This is a genomic window from Pseudobutyrivibrio sp. UC1225 (genome assembly GCF_900115215.1).
In the GTDB taxonomy this organism is placed as follows: Bacteria; Bacillota; Clostridia; order Lachnospirales; family Lachnospiraceae; genus Pseudobutyrivibrio.
Window position 1 is genome coordinate 458430 of sequence record NZ_FOVQ01000001.1, and the last position, 15135, is coordinate 473564.

Sequence of the window (15135 nt, forward strand, 5' to 3'; positions counted from 1 at the left end):
TCCCCGTTACTCCATTACATATTATAACCTTATACTACAAAAATAACAATGCGACAGCTGTGGATTATTTAATGCTTTTTTAATAAATTGTACATGCATCAACCTCGTATTTTAAGGGCCTGTGGCAAACATTCGAAGCAAATTTCCTCAAAAAATCCAAGGTGTTCCCCATCTGCATGAACACACATTGGGGTATCCATTTTGATTTTCATTTTATCAAAATTTAAGAACTCGAAACCCGATTTACCTTCATGTTTTCCGGCAACCAAGTACGGCAAAAGGCACAAACATTTCAGTCTGCTAATATCATGGGCATGAAATGCTGTAAGATATCCTGAATCAGGCTTTGCAAATGGAACCATAGGAATACCACCGCCTTCTGCCTTACAATTCATAGCAGCTGCAAATATAGTTCCCTTTACCTTGCTCTCTTTCATCTCTCCCTTATACCATAGGGTAATTTCTGAATCAGCAAAAGGCATTGTAAAAATATCTCCCACTGTAAGAAGACCATAGGTAGCCTGCCCCAAGCCAAATCTATTAAGGAATTTTTTAAGCTTACTATCAAGAGCCTGCAGACATACGTATGCATCCACACCTATTCCTGCACTTACTCCAAATAAACGCACCTTTCCTCCATCATATATTACCTTTCCAATATCAAAGCTCTTATACTCGCTGGTTTTAAGAGCTCTATCTAATATTTCTATAGCACTACCCTGAATGCCTATTCCCTTCACAAAATCATTAGCAGAACCTGATGGCAATGGGGTATAAAGTGTATTTTCAAAGTCCACTATTCCATTTAAAGCTTCATTTAATGTGCCATCTCCTCCCATAACAAAAAGACCAACTTGTTCTCCAGTACTGGTGGCAACTTTAGCAAATTCTGTAGCATCTCCAGCTCCTTCAGTAAAGTGCACCTGATATTCCACCTTATTATTTTTCAGATACTCTTCAATTCGATTCCAGGTTTCAGCTGCTTTGCCAGTTCTTGAGGCTTTGTTTACAATAAAATAGTTCTTCATAATAAAAATACCTTTTCTATAATATGTAATAATGATAGCATATAAACTATCGATAAAAAAGAAAGGTGAATCCACATGATTAACGACGAATTTAAGAAAAAAGCCTATCGCAAAATAGATCACAACAGCCAGCGAGCTCTGTCTGTTGTATCCTGGACAGTAGCTTCTGTTCTTGTAGGACTATTTGTTGGTGCCTTTGCATCAGCCTTTGGTCTTTCCATGAGATTTGTTATTCAAACAAGAGAAGCCAACCCTTGGATTATATATCTTCTACCTGTGGGCGCTGTTTTTATTACCTTTATGTATAAAACAATCCTAAAGGAAAAGGACAGCGGTACTAACACTGTTATTGCAGCTATTCAATCCGATAAAAAGCTTCCTTTTAGATTAGCACCACTTATTTTTGTAGCTACATGTATTACACATTTAATTGGTGGTTCTGCTGGCCGAGAAGGTGCTGCTCTTCAAATGGGAGGAGCTATTGGAAATGGAATTGGACGTGCCTTCAGACTTAATTCTACAGATAAAAAGACAATGATTATGTGTGGCATGAGCGCAGCCTTTTCTGCTTTGTTTGGAACACCAATGGCTGCAGCAATTTTCTCTATGGAAGTTATTTCCGTTGGAATAATGCACTATGCTGCTTTGGTGCCATGTGTTATCTCTTCACTTGTAGCAAGAGCTGTCGCAAATAAAATGGGATTAGGTGCTGAAGAATATCTAATTCCCGACATTCCTTCTTTTGGAATCAAGAACGCAGTTTTAATATGTATTTTCGCAGTAATTTGCGGTTTCGTTTCTATTTTGTTTTGCACATGCTTGCATAAATATGAAGAGTTCCTTTCAGGGAAGGTCACTAACCCATATATAAAAGCAGTTGTAGGTGGTACCTCTGTTCTTATACTTACACTTTTAGTTGGAAATCAAAATTATAATAGTACTGGTTCTGCAATCATTGCTTCTTGCTTTACAGGTGCAGCAATTGGATTACAGGTATTCTTATTAAAGATAGTTTTCACCACCCTCACATTATCCTGTGGCTACAAAGGCGGTGAAATCGTTCCAACATTATTTATAGGTGCAACTTTAGGAGCTGCCGTAGGACCACTCCTTGGTCTTCCAGCACCACTTATGGCAGCTGTAGGTATGGGTGCTCTCTTCTGTGGCGTTACCAATTGTCCAATATCAAGCTTGCTAATCTGCTTTGAGTTATTCGGATATGAGCCAATGCCTTACTTCCTTTTAGCGGTAGCCTTCGCTTACTGGGTATCAGGCTATACTGGACTTTATAAGGCACAAAAGATTGTTTACAGTAAATACAAAAGTAACTATATCGATAAAAAAGTACAATAAAAAATTAAGACCAGCAAATCGCTGGTCTAAATTTTTATTCTTTCTCTGCGAAATATAAACGTGCTCCAAAGTCTGGGAAGTAACGAACCTGTTCGTTATATCCTGTTCCTACAAAGGACTGAGCAAGCTTTACACCTGCATTGTTAAGTGTATCACCACTGGCCACGAAATCCTCTGATTCTCCTGGCATCTTCACGAACTTCGCAATTACGTTATGAAGAATTCCATCCTGTTTGATATGAACAGGAGCTACTGTATTAACTAAATCTCCAAATCCCTTAAGGTCATATTCAAGCTTACGTCCAAAGAAATGATACTTAGCTTCAGGATCAAGTCCTGCCTGATCAATTCTAAGGTACTGCTCTCCTGCCTTAATCTCACGCTGCATTACCATTGTGATAGCAGTGCTCTTGCTCTTATCTACAATACTCCACTCGTAGATATTTCCATCCTTTAAGCGATAGAAATCTCCAAACTGAAGTGTTCTTCTATACTGCTTATAAAGCTCAATCTGAGCCTTTACTGATGCAATATCCTCAGCCTTGGAATCGTTAAGATTAAGCTCGTAACCAAGTACACCAAAGCTTGCCACGGCAAAGCGACTCTCAATAGGTGTAACACGAAGAGTCTGATGGTTTGGACATGCAGAAACATGAGCTGTGTAGGTGCTCTGTGGATAGCCATAAGAATAGCCATTCTGAATAACAAGGCGGCTAACTGCGTCAGTATTATCACTTGCCCAAATCTGTGGGTAATAGCAAAGTGCTCCAAGGTCAAATCTATTTCCGCCAGATGCACAGCCTTCCATAAGGATTTCTGGGAAGCGCTCTGCAAGTGTTCTAAGTAATCTGTAGAAGCCGAGAACATATCTGTGGCTAACCTCCTGCTGCTTTTCAGCTGGAAGGTACTTTGAATAATAATCTGAGAAGTTGCGATTCATATCCCACTTAATATATGAAAGGCCTGGTGTAGAGAACACCTCACTCATTCTGTCAATCATGTAGTCAACAACTTCTGGATTACAAAGATCAAGTAAGCGCTGATTACGTCCCTCAGCATGCTCCATTCCCGGAATATCAATAGCCCATTCAGGGTGCTTACGATAGAGCTCGCTGTCTACATTAATCATCTCTGGTTCTACCCAAAGACCAAACATAAGACCAAGGTCATTAACCTTCTTTGATAAGCCCTCAAGCCCACCTGGAAGCTTTTTCTTGTTAACAATATCCCAATCTCCAAGAGCTCTCTTATCGTCATTTCTGTCGCCAAACCATCCGTCATCCATAACGAATAATTCTACGCCAGTATCCTTAGCAGTCTTTGCAAGCTTAAGAAGACTCTTTTCTGTGAAATCAAAATATGAAGCCTCCCAGCTATTGATAAGGATAGGTCTTTCCTTATCCTTCCACTCACCTCTTGTAATATGCTCTCTAACAAAATCATGCATATTATGGCTCATCTTGCGATAGCCTGTACCTGAATAAGTAAGTACAGCTTCTGGAGCCTGGAATTCCTCTCCTGCCTCAAGAGTCCATGTAAAGTTCTGTGGATTAATACCATAGGCAACTCTGGTCTTTCCCCATGGTGAAACCTCTGTAGCAGAATAATGATTACCTGAATATACCAGGTTAAATCCGTACACATCGCCATCAGTCTCTGTAGCATCAGCATCTGATACCATAAAGAATGGATTGCATCTGTTAGAGCTGGTACCTGTAAATGAAGAATTAACAAGCTTCCCTGCAGTAAGAATAACATCAGACTTGTTCATTTCCCTTGTCCATGAACCATGGAAAGAAGTAACCTTAAGTCCTGGTTTATCAAAATCAAGAAGCATGGAAAGCATACGTGTCAGCTTAACTGTCTCGTTAGAGGTATTGATGAACTTAGCGCTTCGAGTGATAACATCGCACTCTTCAAAAACAGAATATGAAAGCTTTAGTGTTAGTCCGTGATTCTTATCTTTAAGTGTTATTTCAAGAGTCTTTGCGGCGTCATCCTCGTCATATGAGCTAGGAAGTCCTTCAAGCTCTGGCTTGCAATTTATCACCTGATAGCTATCGTAGATAAAATCAAGAGTGCTGCTGCCGTCTGCACAGACAACCTCAACCATAGGCTCTCTAAAATCGCCCTTACCAAGAGCCGAAGTCTCAAGTCTTACATCCTCCAATGAAAGTTCAGGATGCTCAGCATTATATGTAACAGTGTTACCTGGAGCAAATGCACGCTTTTCTTTAAGCACAGATGGCTCATCCTCATGGATGAGCCTTCCGTAATACAAATGTTCCAGCTGACCTGTCTCCAATACACGAAAAGCATATGTAGTATTGTTAGTATTTAAAACAAATACCTTACCATCAGCTTTAATCATTTTTAATTCTCCTCATTACATAATAATTAATTGCGAGTCTTTAACTCCTCTGCAATTTCCTCTATCTTCTCATCAGTAAGTATATACTTCTTTTTAAACCAAATAATTGCAAAAACGAGACCAATAATTGGAATAATTGTCATAGTCATTCTAAGTCCCATCTTCTGAGAAGATTCTACTCCCATTGAATAATCGATTTCTGTAGCTGTCTCAGCAGTATCATTAGAAAGAGCAAGCACCTGAAGTGCAATAGCTGCAATCAAAGCTGAAATACCAGAAGCAAGCTTTACAACAAAGGTCTGCATAGAGAAAATAACAGACTCATCTCTACGATTATTCTTTAACTCGCCATAGTCAACAGTGTTAGCAAGGAATACTGTTGTAATAACCGAAAGCATTCCGTTTGCAGAAAAGATAAAGAATGCTGGAATAAACAATAAATAAACATTGCTCATTGATGTTGATGCAAGAAGTAAAAGTGAAATATATCCTACAATAGCCATTCCCATGCTTATAAAGTAAATCTTGATAGAAGTAAAGAACTTTCTAAGGACTGGGTATAAAAGCATCATTGCAAGAATCTGAATACCACCACCAAAAGTAGAGAATAATGTATAATCTCCTCTCCAGCCAGTGCCACCAAAATCATACTTAAAGAAGTAGATTACAAGGTTTGATGTAATGTAGATTGAACAGTTTACAATTACGATTGCTACAACTACTGCCATAGCCTGGTCGTTCTGAATAAGAGCCTTGAACATCTCACCAATAGATGCTGTCTTCATATCTACTGTAGATTTTTCCTTAACGAAAATGCAGCAGATTACTGTAAATAATACGAAAAGAACAGCGATTGCAATTGAGAAGTATGAAAAACCAACTCTTTCAACTTCTCTGTCTGTGATGCCTGCGCCACCAAACAAATGACCAAGAGCAGATACTGACATAACAGTGATGATTGTGATAATAGCAGAACCAACGCCAGCACAAGAACGAGCAAGTGTTGTAAGTCCCTCTCTCTCCTTACCACCTTCTGTGAAAGCAGGAATCATTGACCAGTAAGGAATATCCATCATTGTATAAGTAACGCCCCAAAGGATGTATGTTACAGCTGCGTAAGCCACAAGGCCTTTTCCATTAATTGATGGTGGAGCTGAAAACATAAGAGCAAGAACAACCGCGTTAGTAAGTGTACCGATGAGAAGCCAAGGTCTAAACTTACCCCACTTTGTCTTAGTCTTAGCAACAATAGCGCCCATGATAGGATCATTAAACGCATCAAACACACGAGCAACCATGAGAATAACTCCCATTGCTGCAGCGCTAACGCCTAAAATATCCTGAAAATAGTAAAGTACATAAGATGCGGAAAGCATATATACCATATCCTTTCCTACAGCACCTAATCCGTAGGAAGCCTTTGCAGCTCCTGATAATTTCATTTTGTTATCCATTATTTATTTCCCCCTTTAAGTCCCATAGCAAGCTCTACAACTTTGTAAGCTCCGTCATAGAGACCAATTGTCTTATTAACCTTAATGCTTTCGCACATATCTGAAAGAAGTCTGTCATCCTTCATAAACATATCAATCATCTGGATTGTATGTGGAATATCTCTACACTCTAAAGTACCATCTCCCATTTCTGCAGAGTGAATAGCACCCCACATCTCATGCTTTCCTACTCTCTTAATGAAAAGCTTTGGAATTGGATAGAACGCAAGCTCTGATGGCTTTGTAACAAGAACATCACAGCTTCTCATGAGAAGGTTTGTGCAGTAAACAGCCTCAAAAATATTCTCATGATAGAATCCGTGGATACCCGTAACATCTCCTGTGATAGCATCCTCAGCAAACTTTGTTGTAGCCTCGAACTCATTGAAATGCTCTGTTGCTACAGCCTTCATTTCAGGAATCTCTGCAAGGAGATCATCCCAAACGTTCTTGTAATCACCAACGTTTACATAAAGCATAGCCTTGTTTTCCTGAATTGCAGGAAGAAGGTATTTGATAATTGCTGCGAAAATCTCCTTCTGTGCACCAGCACCACCGATTGTAAGAAGAAAACGCATAGCCTTACCATCACGCTTTCTAGCCATTCTTGCATCACAATCAGCTTCGATATTGCTAACAAGCTCGTGATCAATATAATGACCTGTGTAAACCAAATCATCATTTGGCATTGGGTTACAAACTGCATTGTTTGGAGCCATTCCGTTGCAAATGCGATAACCCATGTACGCGTTCTTGCACTGGATTGTATGAACACTGCCTTCAGCAAAATGAAGAGCCATTGGCCAGTTATCAGGAATTGCATTTACAACGTTTTTCATTCCTGCATGGATAGCAGCCTGTGCTGGCCATACATGTGTACCGATAACTGGAATCTCCTTTGGCACATTCTTGAAGACTGGTGCCATAAGCTCTGCATTCTTCTGGTCTGAAGAATTATAAGAAAGCTTTCTAAACCATTCGTAATTTGCTGGTTCCCAGATAAACTTATTAAAAAGCTTATTCTTTGACATACGTGAGCCCTTAGAATACAAATCATTCTGATGGCTAATTACCTTTGTACAGGTTGTCTGTGGGTAGCCATTTAAATCCATCCAGTATGGTGTGTAGCCAAGTGCTTTTGCAGCTGAAGCCATAGCCATTGAAATACGATAATGACCAAAGCCCATTCTTATATTTCCTACAATGATACCCTTCTCTGTATCAAACTCTTCCTTTGACTGTCCTTCCTTAAGGAGAACGTCATAGACACCAAGGGAATCGCCGATGTGTGAATTCTTCTCAAGAACAATGTTGTAATCAACGTTTGAATCATCCCCAAATTTCTTGGCATACTTCGCTTTAGATTTACAAGCCTTGTTGTAATCTTTGTCAGCGATGACATTTCCAAAAATAACTTTACTCTTGTCTTGCATTACTTATTCCTCTTACCCCTTTAATTATTTAGTTAAACACTCCACCGAAAGACCAATGGTAACTGGCTCTAAGCCATCGCACTTAATAGTGAGCTTACCATCGCCGTCCTCTCCAATGGATTTTATATATACTCCCGTACAGCCTCCCATTGGGGCTACTGTGTCTGGTCCAACTATTTCAAATGGACCTTCAATTTCAAAGCTCAGTGGCTGAGCAAAATAGAACAATTGATTATCATTCTGGTCTACTATTTTTATACGAATATTTGCCACATCATAGGTATGAAGCTCTGTCAAAAGTGTATGGCTGGCTTTCGCTTCAATGTGAGCCTTTGTAACCGCTGCTTTAACAACTGTCTTAACAACCTGACCATCCTTTATAGCTTCAAATTTATACTCTCGAGATTCTCCACCCCAGTCACCAATAAACTTGTTGTAAATTGGAACTGCCTTTTTAGGGCTGACGCCATGGAATAATACAAGTCTGGCTGCATTTAATACCAAGGTAGGTGTTGGTCTGAATCCCTTTAAGGTAACCTCGTTAAGAATCTTCTTAATAAGCTTAGCCTGTCCCTTTGAAAATTCTCCATCCTGTTCGATGGCATCACCAACAAAATCATCTATCAAAATCGGACCATGCTTGATGTTTTCGAATTTGCTGTCCTCAGGGAAGTATTCCTTTATAAGAACATCGTTCTTATACATCTTCACTGAATCTGCATTGCTGATGATATAGGATTTTCCTCTATTACATGCTGGATGCTCACCAATATCAAAGCTTGTTGTAACATCAAGTACTGTCTCTGTCTCTGAAAAAGCTGCATATACTGACGCTGCAAGCTTAGGATTTCTGAACATATCCATAACACCGTGGTAGCAGATTCTGTCCCCTGAGCCGAAGTCCTTATGAGTGTTGTAATCAAACATACACCATCCAAAGGCTCCAGCAATATCAGGCTCTCCCGCCACCGCATCCACAACTGTGGCATGTCTTATAGCGTGCTCCTGTCTATGCTCTTCCCAGTCAAAAGGCTTTGTTGGGAACATGTGACCATTGTACTCACTAATCAGATAAGACTTTTCCTCATTTGAGGTTATGTCTTTCTTCTTAGCACAACCCTTATTTTTTCCTGAGAACGAGAAATCATTATATGTATAAACATCTTCAAGAAGATTACTCTTGGCAATGCATCTTACGCCGCCTGTAGGTCTTGTTGGATCAAGCTCGTGAGCAGCTGCATTTGTTCGCTCGTAAAACTCATCATTATCTGGTGACTCATTAATTCGTACACCCCAGAGAATTATTGAAGGATGATTTCGATACTGACGAACCATATCCTTTGTATTTTCTACTGCAATATCCTGCCATTCCTTGTCACCGATGTGCTGCCAGCCTGGAATCTCTGTAAACACTAAAAGTCCAAGTCTGTCACACTCATCAAGGAAGTAATGTGACTGTGGATAATGAGAAGTTCTTACTGCATTCAAAGCCAACTCTTCTTTTAAGATTTTGGCATCAAGTCTCTGCATTGATTCTGGCATAGCATACCCAACGTATGGATATGACTGATGTCTGTTTAATCCTCTAAGCTTTATCTTACGACCATTGAGGTAATAGCCGTTCTTTCTGAACTCTGAACTTCTAAAACCGATTGTCTCTTTGACTTCATCAACCACATTGTCATCAAGAACAAGCTGTGTCTTCAAAGTATATAAATATGGGCTTTCAATATCCCAAAGCTTTACTGTAGATGGAGCACTGGTAAGGCTGAGATAATAGCCACCGTTTCTCTCCTCAAGACCTCCTACTGGCTGAGAAAAAAGAAGCTCATCATCAAGATACTGTTTGATGAATACTCTTTCATCATTAGCAAGCTTATTTATATTCTTTCTGAAAAAGCACTCTGTTTTAATGATTCCCTGAACGTTCATCATCTTTATCTGCTTAGCTGAGCGCTTGCTAGTAGAAACACGTTCTAATAAAGCTGGCTGAACTATAAGATCTTCAAAGTGAACCTTTTCTTTTACTTCAAAATAAACATCTCTATAGATACCACCGTAGGTCATATAATCTATTACATAACCGAAAGGAGGCTGATTAAGTGTCTCTCTGGAATCAACCTTAACTGTGATGAGGTTTTCCTCTCCCAGCTTTAAAACCTTTGTGATATCAACAGAAAATGCTGTATAACCACAATCGTGATGCTTTAAATGTGTTCCATTAACGTACACATCACAGGCGTGTCCTACTCCTTCAAACACCAGGGAAACAAATTGATTTTCCCACTGAGCAGGTGCGAAAATGCTTTTCTGATATCCACTGACCATCTGGTAAATACTCTCATCAAAATATGACAATGGAGTAACCTTTACGGTATGTGGGATATTGACTAAAGTGCTATTTTCCATTGGCTCATTAATCATATCCTCAGAAAAGTTTTCATTGAATCGCCATTTTCTATCTAAATAAATTCTTTGTGCCATTTACTTTTCCTTTATAAGAATTCCATCAATAAGTACATCTACAACTTCCTTTAAAGCAGTTGGGTAATCCATTTTGCTCTGCTTAAGGAAATCCCCCATTAACAATCTCTCAACGCTGGAACCATAAATAAGCTTAAAAATTTCAAGATTTATTGGTCTGATTTTTCCTTCTTCCATTCCCTTAGTAAGTAAGTCGAAGGTCTTCTCCCAGCCACTCTCAAGTCGATTATTCATCTTCTCGTGAGCCATAGGATATTTTTCAGCCATTTGCTGCATAGCAGCATAATCAAAACCATAACTATTCTCTGGTAATACAACGAGGATGCCACGAAGCTTTTCTACTGTAGAAAGCTTTGCGTTGTTATAAACCTTATCCTCTTCTTCCTTGATAATGTTAAATGCGTAATCTACCATTTCACACATCAATTCATTTTTATCATTGAAAACTGTGTAAATAGTTTTCTTACTCATCTTCATTTCTGAAGCGAGATCATCCATTGTGAACTTAGGACCCTTCTCCTTAAAAACGTTTAAGGCACCTTCTAAAATTCGTTGATTCATATAATTTTACTCCCAAAAACTATAATTTGTATATTGAGTTTCCTTAACTAAATAATACCACACTAATGGAAACTAACTCAATAGAAATAGGTTTGTCCATTTTTCACAATATATTAACAATGTTTTTGTTGACAAAGCACAATCATGGGTTTATCATGTCCCTGTTGATAAAGAAAAAGAGAGTTTATAGGAGGAAATAAGAATGTTCGAAGAAGTATCATTCCAGATGTACACAATTTATTCAGATTATGAAAAATATTGCAAAAATAAGAGAAACGAGGGCAAGGAGCCAGTATCTTTCTTCAAGTATGCATTTGGTCAGTACGAAGACTAATATCAAATATATGGCGGTCACCTTTTATGGTGGCCGCTTTTTTGTATCCTCTCCCAGTCACACTCTTCCTCTACTTTAACTATAGACTCTAGGAGGCCCACACTCCCCACCACCAACTACGCAATCACAGAATTATGATTTTCTAAATACTGCGTTTCGCTTTTTTTATTAATTGGTGTCTTTTCAATTCTTTGCACTTCTGCCAAGAATGTGTGCTTAACACAGACATGAAATATAATTTAAGAATTATTCTCCAAAATTTTTGTTGAAGGTTGCTGGATATTTGGAGTGAGCTTAGTAGAACTAAAAGAGATATTTGAATTGTAAGGGCAGCTGCCGCTAGGACGGCGGCAGCAGTGGTCACTTGAAACAGGACGTTGAATGTGCCACGGTGCCCTTACAAACAAATATCTCTTTTTAAGTTCTACTTAGCAAACGGAATATGAAAGCAACCTCAACAAACAACTTTGGAGAATACTTATAGATAAAACATGTCTGTGGAAAGCACAGCATTCTCTTCGAAGTGCAAAACCAATGAAAAGACACCAATAAAAGCTCAACCAGCAGTATTAAGAAAATCTATAATCCTGCTCAAATGCTTTAGTTGGTGGTGGGGAGTGTGGACCTCCTAGAGTCTATAGAATAATTAATTAGAGTGTGGCTGGGGAAAGAATTAAAAAAAGCGGCCTCCGAAGATTTTCCAGAGACCGCCATATATTTGATATTAGTTTAGTTCTTAGACTTGAAGTACTCGTCGATAGCTGCGGCTGCTGTCTTGCCTGCGCCCATGGCGAGGATTACAGTAGCGGCACCTGTTACAGCATCACCACCTGCGAATACGGCATCTTTTGTAGTTGCGCCCTGCTCTGTAGCGATGAGGCAACCCTTCTTGTTTGTATCAAGACCAACTGTTGTGCTAGAGATAAGTGGGTTTGGAGATGTACCAAGTGACATGATAACTGTGTCACACTCGATTTCGTACTCTGAACCTGGAATCTCTACTGGGCGACGACGTCCTGAAGCATCTGGCTCGCCAAGCTCCATCTTGATAATCTTGCATCCACGAACGCTACCTTCCTCATTAACAAGGATTTCAACTGGATTCTGAAGGAGATCAAAGATAACGCCCTCTTCCTTAGCGTGATGTACTTCCTCTGCTCTTGCTGGAAGCTCTGCCTCAGAACGACGGTATACAACGTGAACCTCAGCGCCAAGACGAAGGGCTGTACGAGCAGCATCCATAGCTACGTTACCACCACCAACTACTACGACCTTCTTGCCGCGAGCGATTGGTGTATCATAACCTTCCTTGAAAGCCTTCATAAGGTTGTTACGTGTAAGGTACTCATTTGCTGAGAATACTCCGTTAGCCTGCTCACCAGGGATATGCATAAACATTGGAAGTCCAGCACCTGAGCCAATGAATACAGCCTCAAAGCCTTCCTTTTCCATAAGCTCATCGATTGTGATTGAACGACCGATGATTACGTTCTTTTCGAACTTAACTCCGAGAGCCTTTACGTTCTCAACTTCAGCCTTAACTACCTTGTCCTTTGGAAGACGGAACTCTGGAATACCATAAACAAGTACTCCACCCATCTCGTGAAGAGCCTCAAATACAGTAACATCATAACCAAGCTTTGCAAGGTCGCCAGCTGCTGTAAGACCTGAAGGGCCTGAACCGATAACAGCTACCTTGTGTCCGTTTGGAGTAGACGTGTTCTTTGGCTTAATTCCATTTTCTCGAGCCCAGTCAGCAACGAAACGCTCAAGCTTACCGATAGCTACTGCCTCACCCTTGATACCACGGATACACTTGCCTTCGCACTGTGACTCCTGTGGGCATACACGACCGCAAACTGCTGGAAGAGCTGATGACTCAGAGATAATCTCGTATGCTCTCTCGAAGTTGCGCTCCTTAACCTGCTCGATAAAAGCAGGAATATTAATAGAAACTGGGCAGCCGCCTACACACATAGGCTTCTTACAGTTAAGGCAACGTCCTGCCTCTTCTACTGCCTCTTCCTCTGTATATCCAAGACAAACCTCTTCGAAGTTTGTAGCACGAACCTTAGGGTCCTGCTCTGAAATAGGTACTCTAACTAAAACGTCTCCCATTACTTGTCACCTCCACAATTTCCACATCCGCCGTGGTGTGTATCGCCTTCCTGCTGCTTAAGAAGTGCTCTACCTTCTTCTGTCTTGTACTGCTTTGCTCTGGCCATAGCCTGATCAAAGTCTACAAGGTGACCATCAAACTCTGGTCCATCTACGCAAGCAAACTTAACTTCATCACCAACTACAAGACGGCAAGCTCCACACATACCTGTTCCATCAACCATAATTGGGTTCATAGAAACTACTGTAGGAATGCCAAGCTCCTTTGTAAGGAGACATACAAATTTCATCATAATCATAGGACCGATTGCTACGCAGTGGTCATATTTCTTGCCAGAATCTACAAGTGCCTGAAGCTGCTGACAACCATTTCCATGGAAACCGTAGCTACCGTCATCTGTTGCAAGGTAAAGTTCATCAGCTACTTCACGCATCTCATCCTCATAGAAAAGGATATCCTTAGAACGTGCACCAATAATAACTGTAGTCTTTACACCATGCTCCTTAAGCCACTTAACCTGTGGATATACTGGAGCTGTACCAACACCACCTGCGATGAAGACGATGCTCTTCTTTTTTGTCTCTTCTAAATCTTCCTCAAGGCAAAGCTCTGAAGGCTGTCCAAGTGGGCCTACAAAATCAGCGAAAGCATCTCCCTCATTAAGAAGTGCCATACGCTCTGTAGAAGCTCCAACTGTCTGGAATACTATTGTAATAGTGCCCTCTGCTCTATCATAGTCGCAAATTGTAAGAGGAATACGCTCACCCTCCTCATCAATCTTTACGATAATAAACTGACCTGGTAAGCAACCGTCAGCAACTCGTGGTGCCTTAACCACCATAAGGAAAATCTTATCAGAAAGCTTTTCCTTCTTTACGATTGGATACATAAACAAGACTCCTTCCCTTTTTTACCAATTTCTAATAATTTATCTTATTTCTTTAGTTTTGTAAAGTGTTAAAGCAACAAAAAGCTTCCCCTTTCGGGGAAGTCTTTTAACTAAAGTATACAAGCTCATCTTCTGGCTTCTCAGCTGGCTCTACAGATACAGGATAGAGAACCGGACCCTTACCCTTGTATTCCTTTGCGAACTCAACCTTAATAGTAGCTGTAATATCAATCCAGCTTCTATGGCCAAGAGATGCTGCATTATCCCATTTACACTTCATACCAAGGAACTGAATATCCTCAACACAGCAAGTCATTGCGAAACGACCTGGAATAAACACATCTCTGCGAAGCTTCTTATCATTTGGATTATAAACAAGACCTCTAAAATGAACTGTCTTTCCATCGTACTTCTTAGGTGTTTCCATACAATCCATAAACCAAAGTGCATAATCAGCATCTGTAATATCGATTACGTCAGCATCTAAATCAAATGGAAGCTCCTCAGGAGTATCATCAATAGAACCATCTGCACGCTCATAAACAATCTGAGCTGGTCGGTTCATAGATTTTATCTGACCTCTAAACTTAGACTTTGGTGTAGCCTCTGTACAACGATTGAAGATAACTACTTCTGCCTTAAAAAGCTGTTCCATCATCATAGTACGCATATTATTAAGGTAGTTTTCAAAAGTAGTAGCATCTACCGTAGCAAGACTCTGTGCTGGCACCCATCCTTCTGGAAGCGGCTCATCATAAATCTTATCTACACCCCAGGTACCATTGTACTCAAGGAAGATAACATCAGGGTCGTACTCCTTAGAGATACGTGTGAGATTCTCAAGATTGAACTCATCCTCAGAATCAATAGTAGCTACTTTTGCATTTATTGTCTTAAGCTTTTCAATGTCGTACTCAACATCTCCATCCTCACAAGAAAGGATGAGAATTTTATCTTCGCCGCCCTGAGCGAAGTCATTTTCAAACAATGTCTCCTGGATAAGAGTAGTTTTTCCACTATCCATGAATCCAGTAAAAACATAAACTGGTATATCTCTAGCCATTCTAACC

At 40.1% G+C, this 15135-nt stretch carries 11 protein-coding genes; 2 read left to right on the plus strand and 9 right to left on the minus strand.

The window, feature by feature from the left end; all coding sequences use genetic code 11:
- Nucleotides 1-98 precede the first annotated feature (98 nt).
- The gene (locus BMZ41_RS02245) at nucleotides 99-1028 is read right to left on the minus strand and encodes a diacylglycerol/lipid kinase family protein (protein ID WP_090526658.1); all 930 of its coding nucleotides are present in this window, start codon (nucleotides 1026-1028) and stop codon (nucleotides 99-101) included.
- Nucleotides 1029-1103: 75 nt separating this feature from the next.
- Between BMZ41_RS02245 and BMZ41_RS02250 the strand changes: the two genes are divergently transcribed.
- The gene (locus BMZ41_RS02250) at nucleotides 1104-2381 is read left to right on the plus strand and encodes a chloride channel protein (RefSeq protein ID WP_090526660.1); all 1278 of its coding nucleotides are present in this window, start codon (nucleotides 1104-1106) and stop codon (nucleotides 2379-2381) included.
- Between the two features lie 34 nt (nucleotides 2382-2415).
- Here the strand turns inward: BMZ41_RS02250 and BMZ41_RS02255 are convergent, their stop codons facing one another.
- Genes BMZ41_RS02255 through BMZ41_RS02275 form a run of 5 tightly spaced genes read right to left on the minus strand, consistent with a single transcriptional unit; the run spans nucleotide 2416 to nucleotide 10723 of the window.
- Nucleotides 2416-4752 carry an alpha-galactosidase gene (locus BMZ41_RS02255; protein ID WP_090526663.1) on the minus strand — a complete coding sequence of 779 codons (2337 nt, stop codon included), beginning with the start codon at nucleotides 4750-4752 and terminating at the stop codon, nucleotides 2416-2418.
- A gap of 26 nt (nucleotides 4753-4778) precedes the next feature.
- On the minus strand, nucleotides 4779-6194 hold the full coding sequence (locus tag BMZ41_RS02260) for a glycoside-pentoside-hexuronide (GPH):cation symporter (RefSeq protein WP_090526807.1): 1416 nt from the start codon (nucleotides 6192-6194) through the stop codon (nucleotides 4779-4781).
- A gap of 11 nt (nucleotides 6195-6205) precedes the next feature.
- Nucleotides 6206-7678, minus strand: coding sequence for a DUF6937 domain-containing protein (locus BMZ41_RS02265; RefSeq protein ID WP_090526665.1), 1473 nt, complete (start codon nucleotides 7676-7678; stop codon nucleotides 6206-6208).
- A gap of 24 nt (nucleotides 7679-7702) precedes the next feature.
- The gene (locus tag BMZ41_RS02270; protein ID WP_090165950.1) at nucleotides 7703-10162 is read right to left on the minus strand and encodes a glycoside hydrolase family 2 protein; all 2460 of its coding nucleotides are present in this window, start codon (nucleotides 10160-10162) and stop codon (nucleotides 7703-7705) included.
- On the minus strand, nucleotides 10163-10723 hold the full coding sequence (locus tag BMZ41_RS02275) for a TetR/AcrR family transcriptional regulator (protein ID WP_090165948.1): 561 nt from the start codon (nucleotides 10721-10723) through the stop codon (nucleotides 10163-10165).
- A gap of 202 nt (nucleotides 10724-10925) precedes the next feature.
- Between BMZ41_RS02275 and BMZ41_RS15910 the strand changes: the two genes are divergently transcribed.
- Nucleotides 10926-11057, plus strand: a complete 132-nt coding sequence (locus BMZ41_RS15910; protein WP_255405296.1) for a hypothetical protein — start codon at nucleotides 10926-10928, stop codon at nucleotides 11055-11057.
- A gap of 729 nt (nucleotides 11058-11786) precedes the next feature.
- On the opposite strand, the gene gltA is transcribed toward BMZ41_RS15910, so the two are convergent.
- From gltA to BMZ41_RS02290, 3 genes are all read right to left on the minus strand, one after another.
- The gene (gltA, locus tag BMZ41_RS02280; RefSeq protein ID WP_090165946.1) at nucleotides 11787-13175 is read right to left on the minus strand and encodes an NADPH-dependent glutamate synthase; all 1389 of its coding nucleotides are present in this window, start codon (nucleotides 13173-13175) and stop codon (nucleotides 11787-11789) included.
- On the minus strand, nucleotides 13175-14065 hold the full coding sequence (locus BMZ41_RS02285) for a sulfide/dihydroorotate dehydrogenase-like FAD/NAD-binding protein (RefSeq protein WP_090165944.1): 891 nt from the start codon (nucleotides 14063-14065) through the stop codon (nucleotides 13175-13177). The genes gltA and BMZ41_RS02285 overlap by 1 nt, the downstream gene beginning before the upstream one ends.
- Before the next feature lie 106 nt (nucleotides 14066-14171).
- Entirely contained in the window at nucleotides 14172-15128 is a 957-nt protein-coding gene (locus tag BMZ41_RS02290) for a TIGR03943 family putative permease subunit (protein ID WP_090165942.1), read from the minus strand.
- Between the last annotated feature and the right edge of the window lie 7 nt (nucleotides 15129-15135).